The 26,028-nt window shown below is 39.2% G+C and carries 30 protein-coding genes; 23 read left to right on the top strand and 7 right to left on the bottom strand.

Annotation, left to right across the window (positions count from 1 at the left end; genetic code table 11):
* Together AX663_RS00305 and AX663_RS00300 are read left to right on the top strand one after the other, a co-directional pair.
* Positions 1-704: alpha/beta fold hydrolase (locus AX663_RS00305; protein ID WP_060972404.1), on the top strand; the 704-nt coding region annotated here is incomplete at its 5' end.
* Positions 705-736: 32 nt separating this feature from the next.
* Positions 737-1,474: a DUF4336 domain-containing protein gene (locus AX663_RS00300; protein WP_060972403.1), complete on the top strand. Its 738-nt coding sequence runs from the start codon at positions 737-739 to the stop codon at positions 1,472-1,474.
* 143 nt (positions 1,475-1,617) lie between these two features.
* Here the strand turns inward: AX663_RS00300 and AX663_RS00295 are convergent, their stop codons facing one another.
* Both AX663_RS00295 and AX663_RS00290 read right to left on the bottom strand, forming a co-directional pair.
* Positions 1,618-2,790: a CynX/NimT family MFS transporter gene (locus AX663_RS00295; RefSeq protein WP_060972402.1), complete on the bottom strand. Its 1,173-nt coding sequence runs from the start codon at positions 2,788-2,790 to the stop codon at positions 1,618-1,620.
* 220 nt (positions 2,791-3,010) lie between these two features.
* The gene (locus AX663_RS00290; RefSeq protein ID WP_060972401.1) at positions 3,011-3,853 is read right to left on the bottom strand and encodes a DegV family protein; all 843 of its coding nucleotides are present in this window, start codon (positions 3,851-3,853) and stop codon (positions 3,011-3,013) included.
* Positions 3,854-3,978: 125 nt separating this feature from the next.
* Between AX663_RS00290 and AX663_RS00285 the strand changes: the two genes are divergently transcribed.
* From AX663_RS00285 to AX663_RS00240, 10 genes are all read left to right on the top strand, one after another.
* Positions 3,979-4,548, top strand: coding sequence for a TetR/AcrR family transcriptional regulator (locus AX663_RS00285; protein ID WP_060972400.1), 570 nt, complete (start codon positions 3,979-3,981; stop codon positions 4,546-4,548).
* Positions 4,549-4,585: 37 nt separating this feature from the next.
* A complete protein-coding gene (locus tag AX663_RS00280) occupies positions 4,586-5,221 on the top strand; it encodes a copper homeostasis protein CutC (protein WP_060972399.1) in 636 nt (211 codons plus the stop codon).
* A gap of 123 nt (positions 5,222-5,344) precedes the next feature.
* The gene (locus tag AX663_RS00275; RefSeq protein ID WP_003094891.1) at positions 5,345-5,617 is read left to right on the top strand and encodes a hypothetical protein; all 273 of its coding nucleotides are present in this window, start codon (positions 5,345-5,347) and stop codon (positions 5,615-5,617) included.
* A gap of 118 nt (positions 5,618-5,735) precedes the next feature.
* Complete coding sequence (locus AX663_RS00270; protein ID WP_060972398.1) at positions 5,736-6,983, top strand: DUF4767 domain-containing protein; 1,248 nt, start codon at positions 5,736-5,738, stop codon at positions 6,981-6,983.
* 130 nt (positions 6,984-7,113) lie between these two features.
* Positions 7,114-7,953, top strand: a complete 840-nt coding sequence (locus tag AX663_RS00265; protein WP_060972397.1) for a DUF4300 family protein — start codon at positions 7,114-7,116, stop codon at positions 7,951-7,953.
* A 48-nt stretch (positions 7,954-8,001) separates the two neighbouring features.
* The gene (locus AX663_RS00260) at positions 8,002-8,751 is read left to right on the top strand and encodes a CPBP family intramembrane glutamic endopeptidase (RefSeq protein ID WP_060972396.1); all 750 of its coding nucleotides are present in this window, start codon (positions 8,002-8,004) and stop codon (positions 8,749-8,751) included.
* Positions 8,752-8,872: 121 nt separating this feature from the next.
* Positions 8,873-9,916: a FecCD family ABC transporter permease gene (locus tag AX663_RS00255; RefSeq protein ID WP_060972395.1), complete on the top strand. Its 1,044-nt coding sequence runs from the start codon at positions 8,873-8,875 to the stop codon at positions 9,914-9,916.
* 4 nt (positions 9,917-9,920) lie between these two features.
* A complete protein-coding gene (locus tag AX663_RS00250) occupies positions 9,921-10,676 on the top strand; it encodes an ABC transporter ATP-binding protein (RefSeq protein ID WP_060972394.1) in 756 nt (251 codons plus the stop codon).
* A 20-nt stretch (positions 10,677-10,696) separates the two neighbouring features.
* On the top strand, positions 10,697-11,713 hold the full coding sequence (locus AX663_RS00245; RefSeq protein ID WP_021144450.1) for an ABC transporter substrate-binding protein: 1,017 nt from the start codon (positions 10,697-10,699) through the stop codon (positions 11,711-11,713).
* Complete coding sequence (locus tag AX663_RS00240) at positions 11,694-12,383, top strand: alpha/beta hydrolase-fold protein (RefSeq protein WP_060972393.1); 690 nt, start codon at positions 11,694-11,696, stop codon at positions 12,381-12,383. The genes AX663_RS00245 and AX663_RS00240 overlap by 20 nt, the downstream gene beginning before the upstream one ends.
* Before the next feature lie 292 nt (positions 12,384-12,675).
* Here AX663_RS00240 and AX663_RS00235 read toward each other — a convergent pair whose 3' ends face one another.
* Together AX663_RS00235 and AX663_RS00230 are read right to left on the bottom strand one after the other, a co-directional pair.
* Complete coding sequence (locus tag AX663_RS00235) at positions 12,676-13,557, bottom strand: diacylglycerol/lipid kinase family protein (RefSeq protein ID WP_060972392.1); 882 nt, start codon at positions 13,555-13,557, stop codon at positions 12,676-12,678.
* A gap of 103 nt (positions 13,558-13,660) precedes the next feature.
* The gene (locus AX663_RS00230; protein WP_060972391.1) at positions 13,661-14,686 is read right to left on the bottom strand and encodes a DUF389 domain-containing protein; all 1,026 of its coding nucleotides are present in this window, start codon (positions 14,684-14,686) and stop codon (positions 13,661-13,663) included.
* A 698-nt stretch (positions 14,687-15,384) separates the two neighbouring features.
* On the opposite strand from AX663_RS00230, the gene AX663_RS00225 reads away from it, so the two are divergent.
* From AX663_RS00225 to AX663_RS00200, 6 genes are all read left to right on the top strand, one after another.
* Complete coding sequence (locus tag AX663_RS00225) at positions 15,385-15,624, top strand: GlsB/YeaQ/YmgE family stress response membrane protein (RefSeq protein ID WP_002890536.1); 240 nt, start codon at positions 15,385-15,387, stop codon at positions 15,622-15,624.
* Positions 15,625-15,880: 256 nt separating this feature from the next.
* Complete coding sequence (locus AX663_RS00220; protein WP_004182825.1) at positions 15,881-16,084, top strand: CsbD family protein; 204 nt, start codon at positions 15,881-15,883, stop codon at positions 16,082-16,084.
* A gap of 568 nt (positions 16,085-16,652) precedes the next feature.
* Positions 16,653-17,993, top strand: a complete 1,341-nt coding sequence (lpdA, locus tag AX663_RS00215) for a dihydrolipoyl dehydrogenase (protein WP_060972390.1) — start codon at positions 16,653-16,655, stop codon at positions 17,991-17,993.
* Between the two features lie 102 nt (positions 17,994-18,095).
* The gene (locus tag AX663_RS00210) at positions 18,096-19,169 is read left to right on the top strand and encodes a thiamine pyrophosphate-dependent dehydrogenase E1 component subunit alpha (protein WP_049545232.1); all 1,074 of its coding nucleotides are present in this window, start codon (positions 18,096-18,098) and stop codon (positions 19,167-19,169) included.
* Between the two features lie 16 nt (positions 19,170-19,185).
* Positions 19,186-20,217, top strand: a complete 1,032-nt coding sequence (locus AX663_RS00205) for an alpha-ketoacid dehydrogenase subunit beta (RefSeq protein ID WP_002890539.1) — start codon at positions 19,186-19,188, stop codon at positions 20,215-20,217.
* Positions 20,218-20,227: 10 nt separating this feature from the next.
* Entirely contained in the window at positions 20,228-21,457 is a 1,230-nt protein-coding gene (locus AX663_RS00200) for a dihydrolipoamide acetyltransferase family protein (RefSeq protein ID WP_060972389.1), read from the top strand.
* Positions 21,458-21,656: 199 nt separating this feature from the next.
* On the opposite strand, the gene AX663_RS00195 is transcribed toward AX663_RS00200, so the two are convergent.
* Positions 21,657-22,250 (bottom strand): class I SAM-dependent methyltransferase, encoded by a 594-nt coding sequence (locus AX663_RS00195; protein ID WP_060972388.1) that lies wholly within the window; start codon positions 22,248-22,250, stop codon positions 21,657-21,659.
* Positions 22,251-22,405: 155 nt separating this feature from the next.
* Between AX663_RS00195 and AX663_RS00190 the strand changes: the two genes are divergently transcribed.
* The 3 genes from AX663_RS00190 to AX663_RS00180 all read left to right on the top strand — a co-directional run bounded on the left by AX663_RS00190 (position 22,406) and on the right by AX663_RS00180 (position 24,261).
* Entirely contained in the window at positions 22,406-22,993 is a 588-nt protein-coding gene (locus AX663_RS00190) for a TetR/AcrR family transcriptional regulator (RefSeq protein ID WP_060972387.1), read from the top strand.
* Positions 22,994-23,103: 110 nt separating this feature from the next.
* On the top strand, positions 23,104-23,415 hold the full coding sequence (locus AX663_RS00185; RefSeq protein ID WP_002890543.1) for a hypothetical protein: 312 nt from the start codon (positions 23,104-23,106) through the stop codon (positions 23,413-23,415).
* A gap of 96 nt (positions 23,416-23,511) precedes the next feature.
* Positions 23,512-24,261: a CPBP family intramembrane glutamic endopeptidase gene (locus AX663_RS00180; RefSeq protein WP_060972386.1), complete on the top strand. Its 750-nt coding sequence runs from the start codon at positions 23,512-23,514 to the stop codon at positions 24,259-24,261.
* A gap of 257 nt (positions 24,262-24,518) precedes the next feature.
* Here the strand turns inward: AX663_RS00180 and AX663_RS00175 are convergent, their stop codons facing one another.
* Together AX663_RS00175 and AX663_RS00170 are read right to left on the bottom strand one after the other, a co-directional pair.
* Positions 24,519-24,716: a hypothetical protein gene (locus tag AX663_RS00175; RefSeq protein WP_048674353.1), complete on the bottom strand. Its 198-nt coding sequence runs from the start codon at positions 24,714-24,716 to the stop codon at positions 24,519-24,521.
* Between the two features lie 98 nt (positions 24,717-24,814).
* On the bottom strand, positions 24,815-25,234 hold the full coding sequence (locus AX663_RS00170) for an SP_0198 family lipoprotein (RefSeq protein ID WP_002890547.1): 420 nt from the start codon (positions 25,232-25,234) through the stop codon (positions 24,815-24,817).
* A 175-nt stretch (positions 25,235-25,409) separates the two neighbouring features.
* Between AX663_RS00170 and AX663_RS00165 the strand changes: the two genes are divergently transcribed.
* Together AX663_RS00165 and AX663_RS00160 are read left to right on the top strand one after the other, a co-directional pair.
* Positions 25,410-25,802, top strand: coding sequence for a YbgA family protein (locus AX663_RS00165; protein ID WP_060972385.1), 393 nt, complete (start codon positions 25,410-25,412; stop codon positions 25,800-25,802).
* Positions 25,799-26,028, top strand: a 230-nt coding sequence (locus AX663_RS00160; RefSeq protein WP_231724195.1) for a TIGR02328 family protein, incomplete at its 3' end; no start/stop codon positions are given. The genes AX663_RS00165 and AX663_RS00160, both read left to right, overlap by 4 nt.

Below are 26,028 nucleotides of genomic sequence, written 5' to 3'. Positions count from 1 at the left end.
GGAATTATCTTAGACAAGCTCGTCTCCTGTCTCATAATTACCATGTCATTTTACCTACACTTAATGGCCATGGTGAAGAGTATCAACTCGATTATGTTTCTACGGAAGATTCTGCTTTGGAGATCCTAAACTATATCAAAGCAAACTATGGTGGAAAGTTGTTTGCGATCGGTGGCGTTTCTCTTGGTGGTCAAATTGCCATGGAACTTTTATCCTTAGACAGCGAGATAGCTGAGAAGGCCATCATAGATGGAAGCATCTGTATTCCTCAACCAAGGTTAGCTAAAATCAGCATCTTTCTAGTATCACTATTTGGTAAATTGATGTTCAGTAAATTCTCTTGCAAACTTCAATTAAGCATGATGGACAAACTCTATCCTAAACTGGCTTATCCAGAGGAGATAAAAGCATATTATTTAGAGGATCTGCCAAGGACACCTATCAAAACATTGGTGACCATTTACAAAACCTATATGGGGCGTTACAAGCTGAAGGAGACGATTTCTGCTAGCAAGGCCCAGGTTCTGTATATCTATGGTGAAAAAGAATTAAACTGTGTGAAAGCATCGGCGAAATTATTTCAGCAGCTACATCCCAACACTATCCTGTATGAAGCAAAGGGGTATAACCATGGCTATCTATCAGCTTACCTGCCTCAAGAGTGGATTGATTTGGTGGTACCATTTTTGGAGAATAACGATTGATTATACTTTATTAATTTAGAAAGCAGAGTTTCATGGAAGTCAAAAAATATAGTCCGCTCAATTCATTAAAAAAGATAGCAGATAACCTCTGGATTGTAGATGGGGAAGAAGTACTGATGAATTTCAAACTCTTCAAAGTGCCTTTTTCAACTAGAATGACAGTTATCCGTCTGCAGAATGGTGGTCTTTGGGTGCATTCGCCGATTAAGCCTAGTGATAATTTACTTTTTGAAATCAAGCAATTAGGTGAGGTAAAACACCTTATTGCACCCAATGTCTTACATTATAGTTATATAAATGAGTGGCACGAACTATTTCCGGAAGCAGAAGTATGGCTAGCTAGTGGTGTTCAAAAGCATGCCAGAAAATCGGGAATGAATTTATATTATGGTCATGAACTAGAGAAAGCCAATTGGAACGAGGAAATTTGTTTTACAACATTTGAGGGAAGTTTTTACGTGAAAGAGGTTGTTTTTTTCCATACTGAAAGTTCAACTCTAATTTTAACGGATCTTATTGAAAACATAGAAACAGAAAATTTATCGATTTTTGAAAAGCTACTGTTAAAAATAGGTGATAATCACTATCCAAATGGTAAAACACCAAGAGATTTAAGAATGACCTTTTTATTTGGTAAAAAACAAGCATTGAAGAGTTATCATAAAATAAAGAAATGGGAACCTAAGAATATTATTATTTCTCATGGACCGTGTATCATTGGACAAGCAAAAGAGATGTTAAACCAAGCGTTCTTTTGGCTAGAGAAATAGGGTTCTGTGGTTAAGGGAACTTGTCGAAAGACAAATACGAATACTTCGACCTTTGTATTTAAAAGTTGCATTCATTCGCCGCACGCAAAATAACACCCCACAAGCTACAACTTGTGGGGCATTTTCTTTTATTAGTTTTTCTCTTACAAAATAAGGTCTGTTTTTTCAACTTTGTAAAGGGCAATTCCCATGATTATGGTCAAGACAAGAAGAATTAAAACAGCAGGGGTCCAAGAGTTAAAGAGTTGTTTGCTTGAACCGAACAAGACTGGACCAAGGGCTGCAAAGATATAGCCTCCGGTTTGGGCTAAACCTGATAGTTGGGCTGTTTTTTCAGGCGTGCTAGCCTTCATTGAAAAGGAAACCATCATGTAAGGGAATAGGACACTAGCAGAACTTCCGATTAAGAGGTTAAGGACCAACCAATACACAAAGCTGTCTGTATTGACTAGAAGCATAGCCACTCCGATAAGTCCTGCTAGGACGGTAGTCACTAGCATCAAATGGCGGTTGCGATCAGAAAGTTTCGTGATTAGGCTAGGAACAATCATAGAGAATGGAATACTCGTCAGTGTGAAAACGGAAGCTAGAATTCCGGCATTGGCTTCGCCGACACCGGCTTGTGTAGCCATGGTTGGAAGCCAAGTGATAGTGGTATAGAAGAAGAGTGACTGTAATCCACCGAAAATCATGATGGCCCATACTTTGCCACTCTTATACCAACTGCCTGAATTTTCGCTGGTAGAAGTATCTTGTTCTAAGTAATGATTGTGACGGACATTAGGGAGCCAAATCACAAGAGCTAGGGCACAGACCGCTGTCAATACCCAGACCAAGCCTTGCCATGAGGTTGCCTTAGTGATTGGAACGGCAACTGATGAAGCTACGGCTGTGGATAATCCCATGGCTGTAATGTAGAGTGTGGTTAAGAATCCTAACTGATTTGGCTCGTTAGCCTGAATTAGGCTTGGGAGAAGGACGTTGATAAAGGCAATTCCAGCTCCGACTAACAGCGTTCCCACATAAAGAAGAGGGAGATTAAGGGTACGCAAAGCAGAACCAAGTGTCATCACAATTAAAACACCGAGGAAGAGTCTTTCTATACCAAAGCGTTTGGCCCAGCTAGCCGCAAAAGGTGAGAATATCGCAAAGGTCAAGAGAGGGAGACTTGTCAAGAGACCGAGAGAACTGACCTCAACGCCTAGACCAGAAGCAATGTCTGATAAGACCGTAGACAAGGTTGTGAACGGGGCCCGCAAAACGATCCCTAGAAGAAGGATTCCAGGGATTAGAAAATGTGAATGTTTCTGTTTCATAAAGCGTCTCCATGTTTAATAAGGGTATTTTAATTTTTAAGAATATGACACTAATGCGTCACTTCCATCTTACCATAAATGAAGGGGGTGATGAAAGCGATTACGTTGATTTGTCAAGAAAGAATTTTTAGTTTTATAATCCTATTCTGCTGATTATCAAATAGCATAATCTGATTTTTAAAAGACCGAACATGTAGTCCAGCCTCTTTTCAATGTCGTCTTAAATTTCATACCCCATAAGGAGTCCGCCTTCTTCAGCATAAAAGCTACAGAGTCCAGAAGTAGGAAGGACTTCGATGCTTGCTTGGGCAAATTTTTCACGAACCAATTCAGAGAATTGCTCGATAAATTTTTCATTGTTGCGGTGGGCAATCGTAATGTGGCCTCCAGCATAACCAGCCTTGAGGAGTTCATCAAAGGCAGCTTTGATGGCTTTCTTTTGACCTCTGGCTTTTTGAAGCAATTCAAGAGTACCTGTCTTACTAGCTTCACCGACCATACGGATATTGAGGAGTCCAACAACGGTGCCAACTAGTTTACTTAGACGACCATTCTTCACCAAATTATCAACTTTGGCTAAAACAAAGAGCAACTTAGTCTTGGCTTGATAAGCTGTGATGCCATCAACGACTTGGTCAAAATCAAGGCCTTCAGCGACTAAGTGATTGAGTTTACGAACGATAAGGTCGACCTCGCCACCAGCTGACAGGCTATCAATCACGTGAATCTTAGTATCAGGATACTCTTCCAGATAAATTTTCTTAGCGATTTCAGCACTATTGTAGCTACCAGAAAGGGTTCCAGTGATCGTCACGACGACTATATTGTCCGTTCCTTCAAAGGATTTCATATAATCATCAGGACTCGGACAGGCAGACTTAGAAGCAGTCGTAGTTGCATACATTTCCTCCATCATTTGATCAATATTGAGTTGGGCATCATCCCTGTAAATGGTCTCGCCCACTTGGATAGTCAAAGGAACACTGACAAACTCCGTATCTGGTGCCAGATTGTCCAAAGAACGGTAGTCACAGCCTGAATCCGCAATAATTTTCCATTTCATAGGTTACACCTCATATCTGCATAATGTACATTGACAAGTTATTTGTCTTCTTTTACAATTTTATCATGAAGTGCATTGCTATTAAAGCAGATCTCATCAGGTGTGACAGTTAGAAAGTGAATGTTATGGCAGAAAGAAAAATCTCAGAGAAATCTTTGGAAAATCTCAAACGATTTAACCAAGAAAACAAAGCAATTACACGAGAATCCATCGAAATTTCTCTCCTGCAATTGTTGGAGAAAAAAGACTTGAAAAAGATTACCATATCGGAACTGGTTGAGCGTGCAGGTGTATCCCGTGCTGCCTTTTATCGCAATTATGGTTCCAAGGAAGAGATTTTGAAGTCTATTTTTGAGTCTAGCATTGCAAAGATTACCAAGTCTTTGGACGGCTATAATCTCAAGACAGATCTTTACCAAGTCTGGGTTTATCTTCTTAAGGAAGTCAAAAAAGAAGCCAAAATCATCAGTCTTGCTATTGATTATAATTTTGAGCAAGTATTGACCAAGGCGGTCTATGATTTTTTGGAAAAACGAAATGGTAGCTCATCAAATGGTGCCGGTAGCTACCTTAATTCCTTCTGGAGCTCGGCTATTGTTTCAGTAATTTTCAAATGGGTCAAGGATGGCATGAAGACCCCGGTTGAAAAGATTGCCAAGCTCGGCCTTCCCCTTTTTCCACAAAAGAAGAAGTAGTAACCACCTTGCTACTACAACTAATTGGAGGTTCAGTATGCCAATGTATGAATTTTGTGCAGAGAATGTGACTTACTTAGAAAAAGCTTTTCAAGCCGGTGCTCAACGCGTGGAGTTGTGTGATAATCTGGCTGTTGGAGGCACGACACCTTCTTATGGTGTCATAAAGGCGGCTGTTGAGTTTGCCAAGGATTATAAGGCTAAAGTGATAGTGATGATTCGTCCACGAGGGGGCGACTTTGTCTATAGCCAGCAGGAATTAGCTATCATGCTAGAAGATATCAAGTGTGCGCGTGAGTTGGGTGTTGACGGCTTTGCACTAGGTGCTCTGACTTCAGAAAACCAACTCGATACAGAAGCTCTAAAGACCTTGCTAGATACTGGTCGAGGCTTAGAGGTCACCATGCATATGGCCTTTGACCAAATTCCTAAAGTAGCTCAGCCTAGTGCTATTCAGTGGCTTAAGGATCACGGTGTGATGCGTCTTCTTACCCGTGCTGGAACTCCTGAGACTGCTCTAGACTTACGCTTGAAACGTTATGCAGAATTGGTTGGGCTAGCAGACGGTCAGTTGGATATTTTAGCAGGAGGTGGTATCTCCGTGGCTAATCGTGACCAATTTCTTGCCATACCTGGTCTTGAGCAAGTTCATGGAACACGTGTCGTCTTTTAGATTTACAAAGGAACCAGCTTCTTGGCTCGGTTCCTTTTGATTGTTGTGCAATGGGAGGCACTTTGCTTTTCTAGTCATTCTTTGGTAAGCTATTACTATAGCATTAAAAAAATTGGGGGATGTATGTTAGATAATTTGTTAAAAAAGAACCCTATCTTGGGTGTCATTATTTATCCGTTATTAGGGCTAGGAGCTATTTGGCTTGGTCACTATTACTCACAGAGCCTTTCGCTATTGGAAAAAACGGGTGGTCAGATCAAGGTTAATACTTTTGTTTACATTGCCTATCAATTAGGTGGGACCAAACTCGTCATGGGGTTCTTTATTCTTTTAGCGCTTTTCTTTTTCTATCTGGGCTATACTTATCTTAAAAAACTTGGCAATACTCAGAAATAAGAACCAAGTTTATACACAAACTGCGGCTACTTGCTTGCAGTTTTTTCTTTTCTACAAGTCAACTAGAATCCCTAATTTATGCTACAATGAAACTATTACGCTTCAAAAAGGAGATGAGATGAAAGCAGAAGAATGGTTAACCTATTTTATAAAGATTTATGGACGTCGCCCAAAGTTGACAGAGGTCGACGAGGCGATACAAAATGGTAGTCTCTTGGCCAATCGAGTAGAAGTAGAGAGCTTATTGTTAGCATCTAAGAAGAGCTTTTGGCAAACCTTAAGTCAGTATGTTGTGACTCATAAGGTCGTAGCGTCAGTTCTTGCAGTTTCTTGTATGACGCTTCTTGGTGGTAGTGCCATTTTTGCTTGGCATTCCCTTCATTCACAAGCTCAACAAACGTCATCCCTTGCGGTCTCTTCGTCAAGCAGTCAGACTGGTCAAACGTCTTCCTCAGACAAGTCTAAACAATCGAGTTCCAGAGCTTCTGAGTCGTCTTCAAACTCTAGTTCTCAAAGTCAGAATGCCTCATCAGAAGCTAAAACGCCTGCCATGGATGTGGATGCTATTCGAAATGGTGATTTTTCAAGCATCGAAGGTGACTGGGTTTCTGACGGTAGTCATGTTGTGACCATTACCAAGTCAGGGCTCACAAAGTCTGAAGAGACAGGAAGTACTGATGGCAAGACTGTCGTTAAAGATTTCAACGGTCAGCCTATGTTTTATTTTGCGGACAATGGTCCAGGGCATGGGGTCAATCCTTTTGTGCCTGTGCCAGCCAATCAAGCAGCACCGTCTCCGGACAATTCTGTCAAAGACACAGATCGTTTGGTTCAAATTCCAGAGTCTGCTGGGCCAGGGGTGGTTTACACGTCTTATTACAGAGTGAAAAGCAAGAGTCAGTCCAGCCAGACTAGCCCAACCAATACGACAGCCCTTTGGAATAGTGACAAGGCTGCCAAGCTCGCAAGTTACATGGTGGAGTTTGGGCACAAGATGAATCAAGAAAGTTATAGAAGGCTAACACCTAACGGAAGTGACGATTTCTTTGGTGCCATGTCTTTTGCTAAAAATAACCGCATTATTGTAGGTGAAAAGACAGAACAAAATGCCCCAATGACCAACCAACAAAAGGTAGACGTTGCCTTTTCTGACGATGGTACAGGGACAGCCGACTATATCATTTTAGACAGCTACGGGTATTCAGGTTCCGCCATGATTCTCTACCATTTCACCATCCATAAAGGTCAACCAGTGGTCCTAGTTTCCATGCAAAATCAGGGGAATCCTGAGAACATGTATTATATGTACCCTACCAATAATAAGGACATCCAAGAAGCCTTTGCCAATATTGTGAATGACAAGTAAAGTTTTTGGAGACTAGTAAAAGCCAATATCTTCAATCTAAAGCCTTGGCAACAAGGCTTTTTCTTGTGGAAAAGTATTCTGAGAATAAGTAGCTGTCAAAATCTGGTATAATGAAGCCAAGGAGGCGCCTATGAAAACTTTGAAAAAACAGACGCTAATTCTTTTATCTATCTCTAGCCTGCTACTTGTCGGTTTAGCAGTTTTTGCACATATCCACAAAAAGGAGGAAAAACCAAGCTACTCCAACCTTAATAGCAAGGCCAGTCTTAATGAGGTGCGTTCCATTCTCTCGAAACATTTGGACGAGGAGAGTGTGGATAACTTTATCAATCTCGTCACTGATTACAATGACACCGTGGGTTCTGTTGGTCTTTCTGGGAGTTTTGCGCCATTTACCAAAACAGACTATGATGTGGAAAAAATCAGTAGCCTGTGGACAGCCAAGCATGGTGACTTTATCGGTACCAACTGCCGTATCAACACCTACACGCTACTGAAAGGCAAAATCAAGATTCCTCAAGTCAAAAGTGATACTGAGCTCCTTTTCCAAGACAAGGACGCCATTGACAAGGGCAAGCTCTTTAATGCCAAGGACCAGGCAAACTTTGACATTCTTTTTTCAAGGGTCAAGACCGAAGCTACCCAAGATGTCAAGGTTCACGCCAAGCATATGGAGGATTACTACAAACAGTTCACCTTTGATGACAAGGCACGCATGCTGTCGGTTGTTGTCCACGATAATTTGGATGGTGATTCCCTTTTTGTCGGTCACGTCGGAGTCTTGGTGCCTACGACGGATGGCTACTTATTTGTTGAAAAGTTGACCTTTGAAGAGCCCTACCAAGCCATTAAATTTGCCAGCAAAAAAGATTGCTACAAGTATCTCACAACCAAGTACAAGGACTATACCGGACCAGGTCTAGCCAAACCCTTTATCATGGACAATGGCAAATGGGTGGATATGGACTAGGTTAAGGTGGGACGACAGTTTTAATAGGGTAGAAAAAGGAATCAAGATATGAATAGAAAACAAGCCTTGTTGCTTTATCTGGCGGGCACCCTTGGACAAATTTTATTAGCTAGTCTCATTGTCTTGATTTTAAGAGCAGGAGAAGTTAGGGTTGATTATGGGACTCCAATTGGCCTCTTTACCCTTATGTTAGGTGGCTTGTCCTCAGCCATTTGGGGAGCAATTATTAGCATCCGCTATCATCACTCCAGTTTTAAACAGCTTGTCAGAGATTTTTTCCAAGTCAAACAAGCTCCTCTTAACTATCTCTTAGTCCTCATTTTTATAGGTTTGGATTTTTTACCACAGGTCTTTAGTGGGGAAATGATTATTCCAACTTGGTATCTCCCCATAATTTTATTTGTAAAAGCCCTCGTCTTTGGTGGAATCGAAGAAATTGGTTGGCGTTATTTTTTCCAGCCTACTTTGCAAGAAAAGTTGACCTATCTAGTGTCCACGCTTTGTACCTTTGTAGCTTGGTCACTGTGGCATTTACTCTATTTTTATATTGATGGGTCTATGGCCACGGTTCATTTACTGCCATTTTTGCTAGGCTTATTAAGCAATTGTTTCATCTTATCCGCTATTTATACAAAGACCAGAAGCCTTTGGCTTTGTGTGATGACACATGCGTTGATCAATGCTTTATCGCAACTGTCATTAGTTGAGAGCCTTTGGTTATCCCTTGTGATTAAGGTGCTGATAATACTTCTTGCCATGAGAATTGCTAGTAGCAGTGTGGAGAAAGTTAAATCTTAAGAGTAGTTCAAGACTGCTCTTTTTTTCCACTCAAATGACCTTGCCCTTCTTTTTGAGGCATGTTATACTAGAAAATGTATTGTCAAAATTTTCTGACATTACAGGTGGAAAGGAGGTGCTAATGCCTTTTAAAAAAACAAAACACCTTGTTTTTTCCCGCTATCTAAGCCTGCTCTGTTTGCTTCTATTTTTAGTAGTAGCGTCAGTTTTTGTTGCAGTGTCCTTAGGAGCGGTCACTATAGATATAGGTGATACCTATGGTGTCATCCTCAGAAAATTGGGGTTTCCGATTGCTAGTCAAAGCATTGCCAAACCACTTGAAGCTATTATCTGGAATATGCGAGTTCCGAGGGTTCTCCTAGGGCTAGTAGTCGGTGCAGGCCTTTCCATGTCTGGGAGTGTCATGCAGTCAACCGTCAATAATCCGATTGCCGAACCCTACATTTTAGGCATCTCGGCGGGTGCAACTTTTGGAGCAACCTTTGCCATCATTTTAGGCCTTAAAACTGTAGTAGGCTTGGGTGCCTTTGTGGGTGCTATCTTAGCGACGGTTCTTGTACTAATTATTGCCTCTATGCAGGGGAGAGTGACCACATCTGGCTTGATTTTATCTGGAACGGTTGTTAATGCCCTCTTTATTGCCTTTGCCAATTTTATAATCTCTATTGGAGCGACAGCGGACAGTGTCATGACAATTAAGTTTTGGACCATGGGTTCATTGACAGGAACATCTTGGTCAGATTTGATGCTTCCAGCAGTAGTGGTTGGTTTGGCCTTTCTCTTTTTCTCAACACAGTATCGTGTTTTTAATGCCATGATGATGGGCGATGAAACAGCTTTGACTTTAGGGATCCCACTTAAACTCTATTGGTATCTTTATATCGCCATCGTTGCGATCATAACAGCCGTCTTGGTTGCTAGTTGTGGTATTATTGGCTTTGTGGGCTTGATTACCCCTCATATTGCCAGAAGTTTAGTCGGGACTAATTATCGTAAGCTTTTTCCAGTAGCAACTCTCCTAGGTTCCTTATTTGTGGTTTGGGCAGATGTCTTGGCTAGAATCCTCGTTAAAAATGCGGAGTTACCTATCGGTATCTTTACAGCCTTGGTTGGCGCACCTTTCTTTATTTATATTGTGACTAAAAATCGTAGGAAGGTGGTTTAGACTTATGGATGTAAAGTGTAAGGATATTCATTATTCGATTGGAGAGAAAAAAATCCTAAACGGTGTCTCTCTAGAGGTTGAAGGTGGGCAATTCCAGACCATACTAGGACCAAATGGGAGTGGGAAATCAACCTTGCTCAAAACCATTTACCGCCAGTTGAAACCAGATAGCGGTCATATTTTACTTGATGGAAAAAGCCTAGATCAGGTAAGTCTAAAGGAAACTGCAAAAGAAATGGCCGTTGTGACACAGTTTAACACCCTTCAATTTGATTGCACGGTGGAAGAAATTGTCATGCTTGGCCGAACGCCCCATCTTTCCTTTCTACAAAAAGAATCGGAGCGGGACCACTTGCTCGTCCAGGATGCCCTAGACAAGGTTGGCATGTCTGAAAAGAAGACACGCTATTATTCGTCCTTATCAGGTGGCGAAAAACAAAGAGTTATCCTAGCGCGTGCTTTGGCTCAGGAACCCAACCTTCTTTTATTGGATGAGCCTACCAACCATTTGGATATTAAGTATCAGTTGGAGATGTTGGCCTTGGTCAAGGAACTCGGCATTAATGTTCTCGCAGTTCTCCACGATATTCAATTGGCCTGTCGTTTTTCAGATTATATTTACTTAATGAAAGGGGGTGAGATTATTGCCCAAGGTGTCCCAAGGGATGCCGTAACCCCACAATCCTTGCAGGCGGTTTATGATGTTCAGAGTCGTATTACCTGGACGGATGACCAGCAGGCAATGATTCAGTATTTATAAGCCTAGGAAAGGAAGGCCTTATGAACAAGAAAACTTTTGGTATCGCATTAATCGCTGCAGCAGTCCTCACATTGACAGCATGCAGTTCTACATATAAAAACAGCACATCATCGTCATCAGCAGCAAAAGAAACGGTGAAAAAGACTAACTCAGAAACCCAGTATCCTTTGACCGTCAAAACTTATGACGATCAAGGAACTGAGCTAGATCAAGTCTTCAAAAAGGCACCAGAAAAGGTTATCACAAACAACCTTTCATCAACGGAAATCTTGATTGAGCTTGGTTTAAAAGACAAGATTGTCGGTATGCTTAACCCTGACAATGAAGTAACCGATAAATATAAGGAAGACATTGCCTCAATCCCACATATCGGTGATAAGAAGACCATCTCTCAAGAAGCCATCTTGGCTTACGGACCTGATGCCCTTATTGGTCGTAACATGATGTTCTCAGACAAATCAATGGGAACCATCAGCACGTGGAACAGCAACGACATTCCCGTCTATACGCAAAAAGCTTCTGTTTCAACAACCAAACAAGATTTGAATAATATTATCGAAGATGTTAAAAATATTGGTGACATTTTCAACGTTCAAGACAAGGCAGACAAGTATGCAGGACAACTCCAAAAGCGTATCGACGCCGTTAAAAAGAAAAACAAGTCTTCTGACAAAGACTTGAAGAAGGCTCTGATCATGTGTGCCTACAACGATGAGACCTTTGGAACTTACAAATCTGCCCTTCAAGAAAGTATGCTTAATCAGCTTGGCTATACCAATGTTGCGACAGGAACATCAGATTTGACTCTGGAAAATCTCGTGTCTATGGAACCAGAATTGATTATCTATGTAACTAGTGACCGTAATAAGGCCATGGACAAGGATGCTACAGACAAGATGGAAAAGAACGCTGTTCTTGAAAATGTACCAGCTGTTAAAAACAAGAAAATCATGACTATTTCTTATGATGAACTTATGGATTACGGTCCATCTGTGATTGATTCTCTTGAGAAGGTTAATGACTTTGTTAATAAATAAAGACTTTGTCTGCCATAGCATTCGAGTGACGATTGCCCTTCCTGAGTCTTATGATGCTACTAAGACTTATCCAGCTGTTTTTCTGAACGATGGACAACTGGATTATCTGGGAAAACTAGCGAATTCTGTTATCCTGATAGGCCTTGAGCCCAAGAATCGCTTGGATGATTTGACGCCTTGGTATGCTCAGGCTTTGAGACCTGGAAGTCCTGATTTTGGTGGCAAGCTAGACAGCTATCATGACCAACTATTTGGCCATATTTTAAATAGCATCCAAGAGGAGTTTCGATTGGATGACAGTCGTATGGCTTACGGAGGCTACTCGCTAGGTGGACTGGCTGCTATCCACAGTCTTTATAGCAGTGATAAGATGCCTTTTATCTTTTCCATTTGTGGATCCTTTTGGTATCCAGATTTTGTAGATTACTGCCAATCCCATCAGCTTCTTAATAAGTCTTGCTCGGTCTATTTACGTAACGGTTTGACCGAAGGGGCTAATCATAAGAATAGACTGGCCAAGGCTCCTAGCTTTGCCAAAGAAGTACATGAATGCATCAAAAAACAGTGCTTGTCCACTTATTCAGCACTTGACCCTTACGGTCATCATGACCATCTCCAAGAAAGATATGATGCTTTTTCGGACTGGTTGATTGAAGAGTGGAAACTCTGAAATGCTGCTATTGGTGATTGAGTAGGAAAGAGAGAAGAAAAGTAGTGAAGAAGATTCCGACGATGGAATCTCTTCACTACTTTTTGTTATGCTCGAAAACTACCATCACAGTTGATGCTTCCGAAAAGTTTTTAGACATGAATCAAAAAACGCCTTAACTCCGTATATTAAAAGTAATTTACTTACCTTTGACTTATATCCTAACTTCAAAAAGGACAAGACTATTATTGTTGTTGATGCAGTAACTTATATCATTTAAAATTTTTTTGTTGGAGAAGTAGAAGGAAAAAAACTATACTTTGGTGCCTGAGAACACTTCGATATGGTTCCCTAGTATTTTTATATCTACTGGAAGATTATCCGATTTGTCTCCATCAACATCTGACTCTAACTCAACCTCTGAAGAAATCCTAATATTACGCGCTTTGATATATTCGATATTATCGTTACCTACTAGATCCCCTTTTAACAAATCTGGGATAGTCGATAATTTAGAAATGATGGATGCATCTTTTAAAATCAAGATATTTCCATATCCATCTGTATTTTCATCAAATAGTTTTTTGTCTGCATAGTAATTAGATAGAAGAACTAAGACCTGACTAGCTTCACCTTCATAATTGCCATTTTCGCTTTCAATACGAATATTAAATACATCGTCTTCCACAACGGACTTCATCGTATTGATTGCATATGCAAAGATACCGTACTTTGTTTTATCTTCAATATCAACGTTATGAATAGCTTCTGGTAAAGATCCAACACTAAAAATATAGCCAAAATAATTTTGATTAGCTTTTCCAACATCAATGGTTTTAGTAAAATTGAAATCAAGTTCTTCAATCGCTTGATCAATATTTTGGTTGATTTCTAATAGCTTAGTGATTAAATTACCAGTTCCACCAGGAATAATCCCAAGTTTTGGAATGTGATTTTTTTCAGCAATCCCTGAAATAACCTCATTTACAGTACCGTCTCCACCAAAAACAATTACTGCATCATATTTTTCTTTAGAGGCTTTTTCAGCAAATTGAGTTGCATCTTTGGCTTTTTGCGTAATCTTAGTTTCAACATAATCAAAATACTCTTTAGCCTTATTCTCCAAGCTCTCTTTATAATCTAATGCTGTTTCTCCTCCAGAAGTTGGATTAATAATTATCATTACTTTTTTCATTGCTATTTTCTCCTATGGACTACTAGTGACAATACTTTTCAACGGTTTCTTATGCTTATCAAATTAATATCTCACATTACTTGTTGTTATTTGGGGATTCTTTTTACTTATCCTTTTCTATTTGTTGAAGATCATCATCGTTTTTATATTGAATGATGTAGTCGACTAATTCTTTTTCAGTTAATCTATCATTTGTTAATTGTGAAACCTGAATCGAGATATTTTTCAAACCATATTCATTTTGTTTGTTAATGATACCTTGTAACTCAGCTTCTGAAAGATATTTACCTGAAATGGTTAGCTTTAGTGTATTGTTTTCTTTACTATATTTCTTTTTCAAAATAGTATGGTTTTCAAATTGATCAGATAGATAATTATTGATAGACTCATTGATTAGCGTATCTCTAACTAAGGTAGTTGCAGAAGCTAAACTTGGAATAATAAGAACAAGCGAGACTAGAATTAATATTTTTCGCATTTTAGAGGCTTTACGATTATGTTTAACATAAGGATTATTAACCATCATCACATTAGTGCCAATATATGTAGCAATCATAATAAAACTGCAGTTAATGGAGAACAAATATGACGCCCCTATCATATACTCAAGATTTCCTGTGGCAATAGAATACCCCACGGTACAAACGGGTGGCATAAGAGCAGTTGCAATGGCGACACCAGGAACAATGTTATTAGCTTCTTTCTTTCGTGCTCCAATAATGCCGGCTAATCCACCGACGAATGCTATTACAACGTCCCAAATTGTGGGCGAAGTTCTAGCAATAATTTCCGTACTTGCGTAAGAAATGGGCGAAAGTAAAAAATAAAGTGTAGAGGCTAAAAGGCTTACTGCAACTTGAATAAAAAGAACTTTAAACGATTTTTTGAGAAGTTTTGTATCTAATATTGCTAACGCAAAACCTACTCCAAGGATAGGTGTCATCAATGGAGAAATCAACATTGCCCCTATGATTGTTGGAATAGAATTCATATTCAAACCAATAGATGCAATCAATATCGCACACAATAAAGTGGTTAAGTCACTTTTTGATAAATCTAAATCCTCATAGATTTTGTCCCTAAATTCTATTAGAGAATAAAGTTTACCATCCTTCAAAACTTTTTCCATAACAGTACTTCCTTTTTGTTACTATAGTCAACTTTTTAAGCTCACTCTTTGACGACGTATCTAAATCATTGGCCATTATTATTGTAACTTCTTTACCTGGGTGTGTTTTATATTCTACTTTCAATTTGTAATCAATTCACTACTCCATATTAATTTTAAATTCCTACTGAAAGTGATGTAGTGTTTGGTGTATTATTTATACTATTTTGTTAGATACTTACCATTTAAAGAAAAATGTGTAAGGGTTTACATGTCTCAATTATACATTTTATTTTTACTTTCGTCACTCGAACGTCTTAGGGCTATTTTTTTTGTGGCTAAAATGCTAATCAATCATATGAATGTACCAGTTTAATCAAACTTTTTATTCATAAATCAATCCATTTAGAGGAAGTCCTAATAATAGTAGAAGTATGTGTAGATTTTTAACAAAAAAATGAGATAAGAGAAATTGTAAAACTATGCAAGCGATTGCAAAAGCCCAGGATGGTTTTCATGTCTATTTTTGTGTAAGCGCAAACATTTTCATTGACTTATCAATTTGATTACCTTATACTGTTATTAACAGGTATATACTAACATTAATCTTATGATTGTTAAGATTAATATAAAAAATGTTTTAGCTAAAATGTAACTCTTTAGATGGTTTGATTTTCCAAACAATCTAACTTTCCTCTATTTAGAAAGGGGGAGACATTATGCTTTGGGCTATTATTGTCGGAGGCTTTATAGGTTTTATTGCTGGTGGAATCACTAAAAAGGGAGGTTCCATGGGAATAATTGCCAATATCTTTGCAGGTTTAATTGGTTCATCTGTTGGACAGTCACTCTTCGGTTCTTGGGGACCTAGACTAGCTGGAATGGCCTTAGTTCCATCAATTTTAGGGGCAGTTATTGTTGTTGCAGTAGTATCATTTTTCTTAGGAAAAAAAGAATAATTTTCAATATTTCGATAGGAAGACTACAATCAACTAGCAAACTTAGTGCCGATAAATTAAAAAAGTGGTAAACATGGACTAGCTAATGCTTTATCAGCAAATAAAGATAACGTTAGTGAGGGTGTTCAAGCTGTTTATGACTCGACTTCAACACAAAAGCTATAATTTAACTTATCTTGTTATACTTAAAAATTTGAATGTATTGTTTAAGAGCGTTCATATTTAAAAATCTTTATGTCCAAAGGAGGATAAAATTATGTCAGTAGAAGAAAAACTCAACCAAGCTAAAGGCGCTATTAAAGAAGGTTTCGGAAAAGTAACTGGTGATAAAAAAACAGAAAAAGAGGGTGCTGCTGAAAAAGCAGTCTCAAAAGTGAAAGAAGTTGCCGAAGATGCCAAAGATGCTGTTGAAGGAGCTATCGAAGGTGTGAAAAATATGATTAAAAAGGACGATAAATAATTAAATAGTCAGTTGATTTTTCACATAAAAGCTACAAAAGCTACTCTACAAAAAAATAGAGTTGTCATATTCTACTCCTAATTACTCACTTATAAGATTACTTTCAAAATAACTACAAATCGATATTCTTATAATATTATTCAGTTGAAAAATCAACTTTCTTTAGATTAATTCAAATTCCTTTTTAACTCCATATACATATTCTTTCTAATAGTAAAAGCACTCTAATTTCTATAGTTTTATCCAAGCTATAGAGGCTAGAGTGTTTTTTATAACATTTTGAAGAATTATTTAATGATTGGGGGAGATTTGTATTTTTCTAGTTTTTATACAAATCAGCAAAGTATAAGTGCTAACATCATCCCGATTAGAGAATGGCAAACGTTTGCATTGCTTGTGAATGTTTTCACCACCAAAACATCACATTTTCAGTGAATTACTTGATTTTCATAAGTATTAGTTTTATAATTGAAGCATAGAAAGCGCTTTCAAAAACATCTCCGAGTTTTTGTCCTACTTGAAGTGGTTCGGCTAACAGCCGACTTCCATTCTAGAAAGGAGTATTGTTTTGAGTCAATGTGATATTCTCATTATAGGGGCAGGTCCTGGTGGTTATGTTGCTGCTGAAGAAGCTGCCCGTTTAGGTAAAAAGGTAATTGTCATTGAGAAAAACTCCATAGGTGGCACCTGTTTGAACGTTGGCTGTATCCCATCCAAAGCCTATCTTGAACATGCTCATTGGCTATTAGCTGCTAAAGAAGCCTCTCAGTATGGAGTAACAGTTTTAAATGATAATCTTGATTTTCAAAAACTTGTTGCTCGCAAAGATCAAGTCGTAGCAACACTACAGTCTGGTATTCAATCAAGTTTTAAACAATTAGGTATCACCTATATTGAAGGTGAGGCAGCTTATATTTCTGATAAAACCTTCCAAGTTAATGGTGAAAGAGTCTCAGGTAAGTCTGTTATTTTGGCGACGGGTAGTCATCCATTTATTCCTCCAATTCCTGGTATTAACGATGTTGACTACTTGACAACAGATAACTTTTTCAACTTAAAGGAACTTCCTCAACGTTTAATTATCATTGGTGGAGGTATTATTTCCGTTGAGTTAGCTTTTGCCATGGCTCCACTTGGTGTGGATGTGACAGTGATAGAGGTTGCACCAACAATTTTAGCAACTGAAGATGACGAAGCACGTTCCATTATTAGAGAAAAGATGGAACCACTTGGAATTACCATTCTGGAGGGAGTTAGCATAGATAGGGTTAGAGAAAATGCTGTAATTTTAGCAGATGGCAAGTCCTACTCTTATGATAACTTACTTGTAGCAACAGGGCGTAAGCCAAATATTGAGTTAGCCCAAATGATGGGCTTGGAGCTGACCGAAAAAGGCTTTATTAAGGTAGATAGTTATTACGAGTCATCTCAATCAGGTGTTTATGCGATTGGGGATTTGATTCCTGGATATATGTTAGCTCATGTTGCTAGTAGCGAGGGAATCAAAGCTGTTCGAGCCATTTGTCGTCAGGCTGAGGAACCGGTTGATAATTCAAGTGTTCCACGGTCGCTCTTTACAACGCCAGAGATTGCTTCCTTTGGCTTGTCAGAAGAGGAGGCGTTACAACAAGGATATGATATATCAGTTGGTCAACTTCCTTATGTTTATAATGGTCGAGCCATTGCGTCTAATTCAGCAAAAGGTTTTGTTAAAATTGTCTCCGAAAAACGCTATCATCTACTATTAGGTGCCGTTATCGTTGGTCCACATGCAACTGATATTCTACAATCCTTGATTGTCTTGAAAGATGCTGAAGGAACACTTGATCAGCTTGATAAGACAATTTTTGCACATCCAACAATTTCTGAGTTGGTTCAGGAAGTTGCAAGACTGATTTTAAGGTCCTAAGGTCGATGGATAGGTTTAGCACAGCCATTCTCATTTTTCAATCTATATATCTGTCAATAATATTTGTTTTTTATAAAGCTCTCTATAGAAGGAGGAAACAATATGACACATTATCAAGAATTGCCACAAGCCCTAATGAAAGAAAAACATCAGGGACAAACCTTAACCAAGGAAGAAGTTAAGGTTCAAACTGCCCATGATCTTGGTGTGGAAAATGTTTCAAAAGAAGAGGCTAAATCCATGTATAAGACAATGTGGGATATTCGAAATTTTGAAGAAAATGCACGACATTTCTTTTCAATCGGTCAAATTCCAGGATTTGTTCACCTATACTCAGGTGAGGAAGCTATTGCGACTGGGGTATGTGCTAACTTGACTGATAAAGACTACATTACTAGCACACATCGAGGACATGGACACTGTGTGGCTAAAGGTGGAGACCTTAAAAAAATGATGGCTGAAATCTTTGGTAAGTCTACTGGGCTTGGTAAAGGTAAGGGTGGCTCTATGCATATCGCTGACTTGGATAAAGGAATCCTTGGTGCTAATGGTATGGTAGGCGGAGGCTTTGGTCTTGCGACTGGTGCTGCTATGCGCAACAAATATCTAAAGACTGATGATGTTGCTGTATGTTTCTTTGGTGATGGTGCTGCCAATGAAGGTAATTTTCATGAGTGTTTAAACATGGCCTCTATTTGGAATCTACCTGTGGTATTTGTAAATGAAAACAACCTTTTTGCAGAATCAACACCACAATGGTATTCATCAGGTTCTCCAACAATTGCTGAACGTGCACAAGCTTACAATATGCCTGGAGTTCGCGTTAATGGTAAGGACTTATTTGCTGTTTATCAAGTGGCTAAGGAGGCCGTTGAACGTGCGCGTCGTGGAGATGGTCCAACGTTAATTGAAGCTATTACTTATCGTAACCATGGCCATTTCGAAGGAGATGAGCAAAAATACAAAGCACCAGATGGAATCGAAAAAGAATGGGCAGATGTGGATGCCTTGGAAGTATTTCGTGACCTGGTAACTGAAAAGGGTATCCTTAGCCAAGATGAATTGGATGAGATTGTTGCCCAATCACAAAAAGATGTTGAAGATGCAATCCACTTTGCTCAAGAGAGCCCAATTCCAAAAGAAGAAGCTCTCTACGAAGACGTATTTGCAGACTGATTGAGGAGGATTCATAATGACTAGAGAAACATTATTTATGAAAGCCATCAATGAAGGGCTCGATCAAGCCATGGAAAGAGACGAGCGAGTTGTTCTCCTAGGAGAGGATATCTCAGGTGGTGTTAATGTTGAACACTTAGAAAATAATAACGAGGATGCCTGGGGCGGTGTCATGGGGATTACACGAGGACTGATGCCGAAATATGGCAGGGAACGTGTTATTGATACTCCGATTTCTGAGCACGGCTATTTATCAGCTTCGGTGGGGATGGCGCTTACGGGACTAAGACCTGTACCAGAGTTGATGTTTAATGATTTTATTGGATTCTGTTTTGATGCCCTATTAGGACAGGCATCTAAGATGCGTTACATGTTTGGCGGTAAAGCTAAAGTTCCCATGGTTGTTCGTACTATGCACGGGGCAGGTGCTTCAGCTGCTGCGCAACACTCTGGATCCTATTACGGTTTATTTGGATCGATCCCTGGTATTAAGGTGGTCGTTCCTGCTACCCCTTATGATGCCAAAGGATTACTCCTAGCATCAATAGAGGATGATAATGTTGTTATTTTTTCTGAGGACAAAACCCTCTATGGCTTAAAAGGGGAAGTGCCAGAAGAATACTATACTGTACCAATTGGTAAGGCTGCCGTTCGTAGAGAAGGTAAGGATTTAACAATTGTGACAATTGGTAAGATGTTGTACGTAGCCTATGAGGTCGCCGACCGCTTGGCAAAAGACAACATTTCTGTAGAAGTGATTGATCTTCGTACAGTTGCTCCATGGGATGAAGAAACAGTGTTAAATTCCGTGAAGAAAACTGGTCGTTTAATTATTGTGGATGAGGCAAATCCACATAACAATACTGCAACTGACATTGCATCTGTAGTTTCAGATAAAGCTTTTGATTATCTTGATGGACCAGTGAAATGTGTTTGTGCTCCAAATACTCCTGTTCCATTTGCGACAAACTTAGAACAAGCCTATATCCCTGATGCGGATAAGGTTTTGAAAGTAGCTGATGAATTGATTCAGGACTTGAAAGGATAGGAGGGCGCTTATGGCAACAGAAATTTTAATGCCCAAGCTCGGCCTAACCATGACTGAAGGACTCATTCAAAAGTGGTTGGTCCAAGTTGGTGATACAGTAACAAGTGGTCAGCCTTTATTGGAAATTAGTTCTGAAAAATTGACTAGTGAAGTCGAATCCCCTGCTTCTGGGGTTGTTCTAGACATTGTGCATGGTGAAGGTGTTACAGTTAAATGTAAGGAAGTCGTTGGATGGGTTGGTCAGGAAGGAGAGGATGTAGGAACCCAAGAGGCTCCTGCACAAGAGGAAGCTCCAACTGAAGTCGCTAAAGATTCAACACCGTCTAGTCCTAAATCTACTACAGCACCTATAGCTCGTACTAGTGGTGAACGCATTTTCATTACACCGGTGGCTCGTAAGATGGCTACTGAGAAAGGCTATGATATCTCCCTTATTAAAGGGACAGGTGGAAATGGTCGTATTACAAGACGTGATGTAGAAGCTTACCAATCAAGTCTTGTTGCTGATAAGGTTGTAGAACCTCTACCACAAGCTATGACCTCAGGCCAATACGGTGAGGGACTAGAGGGCATGCGTAAGATTATTGCCGAACGTATGATGAACAGTCTTCATTCTTCTGCTCAAGTGACACTCCATCGTAAGGCTGATTTAACTGAGCTTTTGAAATTCCGTAAAGAACTTAAGGCCAAGGTCCATACTCCACTTGAAAATGGTGAACTAGGTATCACAACTCTATTAACTAAAGCAGTAACCAAAGCTTTGAGAGATTTTCCAGCTTTGAATGCTTGGTATGGTGGCGGAATTCATCAGATTCAAGAACGCATTCATATTGGTATGGCAACAGCTTTGGATGATGGATTGGTTGTCCCTGTGATTCGAGACGCAGACCGTATGACTTTAGCAGATCTTGGTCAAAGCATTAAGACTCTGGCTAATCAAGCTCGAAAAGGTACACTTCCATCTGACCTATATAGTGGTTCTACTTTCTCAATTACGAACCTAGGGGGGCCAGGTGTAGAATACTTCACACCAATCCTTAACTCCCCAGAGGTGGCAATTCTTGGAGTAGGAGCAACTCAACAAGCTTTGGCATTTAATGAGGAGGGAGAGGTTGTTCAAAAAGACTATCTTCCATTGAGTCTGAGCTTCGACCATCAAATCATCGATGGCCTTCCAGCAGCTGAATTTTTAGCACAAGTTATATCTTATCTTGAAGATCCTTATCTCCTTATTTTCTAGTGGATTTAAATTTTGAAAGGTTAAGATTATCAACTAATAGACATACTATAGGTTAAAATATAAAGTTTTTGCCCACCTTGTCTAGCTTAGTAGCTAGCGTAAAGCTTGCACAAAGAGAAGACTAACTTAGTCTTCTCTTTTCGTGTTGCTAAGGGGGAGAGCTTTTCTTAAGTCAAGTGGGAATTTGTCTATCAATTTCCTAATGTCTTTTAATAACAATGTACAAAACCCATTTGTGATTTTGCCTTTCTTCAATCTTTGAAAAGCCAATACTTGTTAATAACTGACTCAATTCAGAACTTGTTCCATAATCTGTCATATGATACTGTATTTTTTCTTTTTCGGAAGCAATAATCAGAGTAGAATGATTGGACATGACTCGATAGATTTCCTGAAAGCTTTGTTTTAAATCTTTCCAGAAAATATGGGTCTGAATGGCAAAGACAAAATCAAAATAATGATTTTGGTAGGGAAGGTTTTCGACATTTCCAACCATCAGCTGGACACTATCGTTTTCTATTGACTTTAAAAGCATCCGTTTAGCAGTTTGATAAGACTCCTTGGAAATATCAATGCCATGAATGTCAAGATTTTTATCTAAAGCAAGTAGGTTTTTGATAGTGCTACCACCGCCATAACCGACTTCTAAAATACGACTATTGTTAGGGATAGTGGTTTGTTTTATTACCCAAAGGCTGAGTTCCTTAAAATAGGACGACCAGATGTTGGTAATCACTCGGCCAACAAGACCACTCGGATTTATAGATTGCTTTATAAGATATTGAATGAGCATGTTCCCTCCCATTTTTGCAAATAAAGTTTGAAATATAGATAGTCTAAATTCAAACTTTATTATAGAAAAAGCTAGTAAGAATAGCAAGGAAAAATGAAATATATACTCATATATTTCAAACTTATGCTACAATTGGTAATAACAGAGGTATTCACATGAATCAATATCAAAAGACGACTGAGAAAAAGAAGCAAGCGATTATTCAAGCAGCTTTGCGTTTGTTTAAAAACAAAGGTTTTAAGGAAACGAGTATAAAATCTATTGCAGAGGTAGCAGAAGTATCTCCTGTTTCTATCTACAATTATTTCGGGAGCAAAGATAATTTGGTGGCTCTCTGTGTTAATGACTTGTTTGAAGAAATAACCCAGCAAGCCGAGGATATTTTAAAAAGTAATCTAGCTTTTAATACAAAATTAGACCAGGCTTTAGACCTATGTCAGGAGAAAATGAGTCAGCAAATCTCGGACTATTTTCAAGATAAAATGGTGGAAGATTCTGTTTTCTCAACTCTCCTAACGAAAGCAATCACTGCAAAAAAACGTGACATCTATCGTTCTTATATTCATCTCGGAAAAGCAGAGGGCCTTATTGCTGAAGATCTATCGACAGAGCTTATCTTAAATGTCATGGATGCTCTTAATGGTATGGGAAATCAATTATCCCATAGTGACAATTTAGAGACAGAGGTTGAGCAAATTCATCAGATCTTTTTGTACGGTATTTTAGGAAAAAAGAAATCATGATTCTCCTAATTCTATTATTGTTCACAGCTAGCAACATCCCATCTCAATCGGTTGTATATTCTCATGCATGGGTGTAAAATTTACTATATAGAGATAAAGAGGAGCAAGTTATGGAATTAAAAGATTTTACAGAACAAGAACAAAAGCAAATCGAGAAAGGTTTGAGTACGGCTGAGATTTCTGATAAGGAAGCGGCTAAGAAGTTGCTCGCTCTCGTACCACAAGAATGGATAAAACGCATTCCTTTCTTTGTCAGAGGGCATGCGACGACTAAGACAGTCGAGCGTGTAGCCAAGCAATACCCTGAACTCTATGCCGTGGCGAAACGTCAAGGAGACCTTCCTGAAAAAGAAGGAGAAGAGCTCCGCAAGATTATGACAGATATCTTTGAAGAAAAGATGAACAAACACAAGATTAAATAAGATTTTTAAAGACAATGTGTTTATTTCTACAATTACGAATCAACCTTCCATAAAAAAGAGATACTGTCAATTTTACCATCCCGTTACGGAGAAAAAATGAGCAAATTTATTTCAAAACAATCAGTCGCTATCTGGTATGCACTGTCTGCCCTCTTTGCTACATATATAGTAGGGCAAGTTATCCTATGGTGTTTCCCAGACAGAAGTAGTCTGGGTGCCTCACTACTGTTTATCCTAATGAACTGTGTTCCATTGATTATGGCGGCTGTCTTTTCTCTTGTGTTGAGTGAAGTCAAATCCTTGGGTGAATTCTTCAAAAAGGTCTTTCTTCAAAAAGAAAGTCCCCTGTCCTGGATTCTAGCTCTCTTCATTCCAGTCATCTACTATGGAATCTCATTCTTTCTCAGGAATGTTAGCTTTACTGGGAACACCCTCTTGGCCTTCTTACTATATTTTCCCTGGACCTTTTTATATGGGGGGCTGGAAGAAGTAGGTTGGCGTTGGTTTTTACAAGAACATCTTTACTTTAGTAAGCACTTTATAACTAAAATGATGGTTCTTTCCATTGTCTGGTTCCTCTGGCATATCCCTATCTATCAACTCCCTTGGATTACAGCAGGTTCCTCCAACTATCTCATTTTTTACCTGATGATTTTAGGAAATACTTTTCTATTTGGAGCTCTCAAAGAGTATTCGAAAGGAGCTGTTCCTTGTATCCTCGCTCATATGCTGATCGATAGTCTGGCTGTCCTTATGCTGGTTCAGAGTTCACTCACTCAGATTATCTTTCTGGTCATTTTTGAAATCATGCTAGCCTCTTGGCTGGTAGCGGTACGAAAATCATAGAAATAGAGTTGAACCTCCCACTGAATTTCGGTGGGAGCTTTTCTTTCCTATCTGTTGATATAATGACACAGTTTCATTTTTAGGAGGTGACTCGTTTGGCCAAGGATACATTTCATCATCAAAAGGCTGAAAAAGAATGCCAAGAGTTGCGTAAAATCATGACAGACATCTTTGAAGAAAAGATGAACAAACACAAGATTAAATAATGTTGTATCAAAAGAGGTATAAGTCTACAAACTTATACCTCTTTCATATCTTTACTTCTTACTTGATTTGGATAGGGTGATGGCAACCATAGTCGCACACAGGAAAAATGCTGCTAGTAACCCTTTTGTAGTGGTAGTCATAAAGGGTTTATCAAAGACATAATAGTTATAGACAGAAAATCCCAGTCCAATAAGAGTTACAATAATCGACACAACAAATAGCGTCACCCATAATCTTCTTTGAGTCATCGTAAACCTCCTGTTTGTATTCGTTTTCTTTCTGCCTATAGTATAACATAAAAAACCTTAGCTAAATTCCAGAGAGTGGTTTGGCTAAGGTTTTCATTTTATTTCGTCAAGACAACCGTATCGTTTGGATCACGGTCATCATCTTCAATAGTCAGCTGATTACCGTCGAGTTTGTAGAATTTGGTATCATCACCAATCGTTAGACTTTGATTGTCAGGGTTAACTGTTACAGACTTGCTTTCCTTCTCGCCATCTGCTTCGTCCTCTTCCCAAGTTCCAGTATTTCCAGAGATGGTAAGAGTAATACGATCATTTTCATCAGTTCCTTTATAGGTGCCATCTAGCCCTTCAGTCTGTTTAGAAACTTCAGAACTTTGTGAAGATGAAACCTTACTTGAACTTTGTTGGGTGCTAGCAGAGCTTTCAGGTGTTTGAGCTTTCTGGTTTGAGCAGGCTGCTAAAAGACCAAGAACTGCCATAGAGGCAAGAGAAAGTGTGAGTTTTTTGGACAATGTCATAGGCTTTGTCTCCTTTCTTTGATACCTTAAGTATAGCAAACGCTTATACATAAACCAAACAAAATCCCTTTTCTGAAAATAGTTGAAAATCACTCTTCAAATTCTCAAAGGCATAATCTATTATCCCCATTTAAACTATGCTATACTGATAAAAAGCAATCAAGGAAGGTTCCTAATGACAACTACCAATCCACGTCGCCAGTGCGAGCGACTTTGGGCAGCCAATAAGTACCTGGTGCTCAGCCATTCAAACAAGATTTACTTAGAAATCCGTAACTATCTCAAGAATGATGAGGTTAGTTTGGATCAGGTTCAGGCCTACATTGATCAAGCCCTGGACCTTCCTGAAAATCCTGGTCAGGTCGTCAATGCTTTCCAACATATCTGGGGGTATTTTAAGAAAAAAGCAACCACTAGTGAGAAGGAAAAGTTTATGGCTCAGTTAGATAGCTATGCAGCAGGCCAAATTCCTCAGCATGGTTTAGTGGAATCTGTCAAAGAGCTCCTCAGCAAGTATCCTAATCGCTATCTGGAGGAGTCAACCTTAATTAATGGGGGTTCAAAATGAGACTGTGGCATCAAGAGTTGATTGCAAAACTACCCCGTCAGCAATTATTAGGGCAGCACCGAGAATGTTGCGCCCTTCGTGGTAAGGGATGGCAACGCAAACATGCGACGGTTAACTATGTTTTTGATTATTCACCGTATCGCTTGTTTAAATACCATGAGCTTATTATGCAAGAAATGGCGGAACGTGGCTATCGTGTCAGCCCAGAGTGGTTGGACAAGGAGTA

It is taken from the genome of Streptococcus sp. CCH8-H5 (assembly GCF_001556505.1).
Lineage (GTDB): Bacteria > Bacillota > Bacilli > Lactobacillales > Streptococcaceae > Streptococcus.
This window is presented reverse-complemented; position numbering and strand designations above follow the sequence as displayed.

Coding starts and splice junctions, on each gene's coding strand:
- AX663_RS00225 (WP_002890536.1), top strand. CDS start 15,385: ATGCTTTGGGCTATTATTGTCGGAGGCTTTATAGGTTTTATTGCTGGT.
- AX663_RS00230 (WP_060972391.1), bottom strand. CDS start 14,686: ATGGAAAAAGTTTTGAAGGATGGTAAACTTTATTCTCTAATAGAATTT.
- AX663_RS00205 (WP_002890539.1), top strand. CDS start 19,186: ATGACTAGAGAAACATTATTTATGAAAGCCATCAATGAAGGGCTCGAT.
- AX663_RS00265 (WP_060972397.1), top strand. CDS start 7,114: ATGAAAACTTTGAAAAAACAGACGCTAATTCTTTTATCTATCTCTAGC.
- AX663_RS00175 (WP_048674353.1), bottom strand. CDS start 24,716: ATGACTCAAAGAAGATTATGGGTGACGCTATTTGTTGTGTCGATTATT.
- AX663_RS00165 (WP_060972385.1), top strand. CDS start 25,410: ATGACAACTACCAATCCACGTCGCCAGTGCGAGCGACTTTGGGCAGCC.
- AX663_RS00255 (WP_060972395.1), top strand. CDS start 8,873: ATGCCTTTTAAAAAAACAAAACACCTTGTTTTTTCCCGCTATCTAAGC.
- AX663_RS00185 (WP_002890543.1), top strand. CDS start 23,104: ATGGAATTAAAAGATTTTACAGAACAAGAACAAAAGCAAATCGAGAAA.
- AX663_RS00260 (WP_060972396.1), top strand. CDS start 8,002: ATGAATAGAAAACAAGCCTTGTTGCTTTATCTGGCGGGCACCCTTGGA.
- AX663_RS00285 (WP_060972400.1), top strand. CDS start 3,979: ATGGCAGAAAGAAAAATCTCAGAGAAATCTTTGGAAAATCTCAAACGA.
- AX663_RS00280 (WP_060972399.1), top strand. CDS start 4,586: ATGCCAATGTATGAATTTTGTGCAGAGAATGTGACTTACTTAGAAAAA.
- AX663_RS00210 (WP_049545232.1), top strand. CDS start 18,096: ATGACACATTATCAAGAATTGCCACAAGCCCTAATGAAAGAAAAACAT.
- AX663_RS00180 (WP_060972386.1), top strand. CDS start 23,512: ATGAGCAAATTTATTTCAAAACAATCAGTCGCTATCTGGTATGCACTG.
- AX663_RS00220 (WP_004182825.1), top strand. CDS start 15,881: ATGTCAGTAGAAGAAAAACTCAACCAAGCTAAAGGCGCTATTAAAGAA.
- AX663_RS00275 (WP_003094891.1), top strand. CDS start 5,345: ATGTTAGATAATTTGTTAAAAAAGAACCCTATCTTGGGTGTCATTATT.
- AX663_RS00200 (WP_060972389.1), top strand. CDS start 20,228: ATGGCAACAGAAATTTTAATGCCCAAGCTCGGCCTAACCATGACTGAA.
- AX663_RS00240 (WP_060972393.1), top strand. CDS start 11,694: ATGACTTTGTTAATAAATAAAGACTTTGTCTGCCATAGCATTCGAGTG.
- AX663_RS00195 (WP_060972388.1), bottom strand. CDS start 22,250: ATGCTCATTCAATATCTTATAAAGCAATCTATAAATCCGAGTGGTCTT.
- AX663_RS00170 (WP_002890547.1), bottom strand. CDS start 25,234: ATGACATTGTCCAAAAAACTCACACTTTCTCTTGCCTCTATGGCAGTT.
- AX663_RS00235 (WP_060972392.1), bottom strand. CDS start 13,557: ATGAAAAAAGTAATGATAATTATTAATCCAACTTCTGGAGGAGAAACA.
- AX663_RS00190 (WP_060972387.1), top strand. CDS start 22,406: ATGAATCAATATCAAAAGACGACTGAGAAAAAGAAGCAAGCGATTATT.
- AX663_RS00250 (WP_060972394.1), top strand. CDS start 9,921: ATGGATGTAAAGTGTAAGGATATTCATTATTCGATTGGAGAGAAAAAA.
- AX663_RS00290 (WP_060972401.1), bottom strand. CDS start 3,853: ATGAAATGGAAAATTATTGCGGATTCAGGCTGTGACTACCGTTCTTTG.
- AX663_RS00245 (WP_021144450.1), top strand. CDS start 10,697: ATGAACAAGAAAACTTTTGGTATCGCATTAATCGCTGCAGCAGTCCTC.
- AX663_RS00270 (WP_060972398.1), top strand. CDS start 5,736: ATGAAAGCAGAAGAATGGTTAACCTATTTTATAAAGATTTATGGACGT.
- AX663_RS00295 (WP_060972402.1), bottom strand. CDS start 2,790: ATGAAACAGAAACATTCACATTTTCTAATCCCTGGAATCCTTCTTCTA.
- AX663_RS00300 (WP_060972403.1), top strand. CDS start 737: ATGGAAGTCAAAAAATATAGTCCGCTCAATTCATTAAAAAAGATAGCA.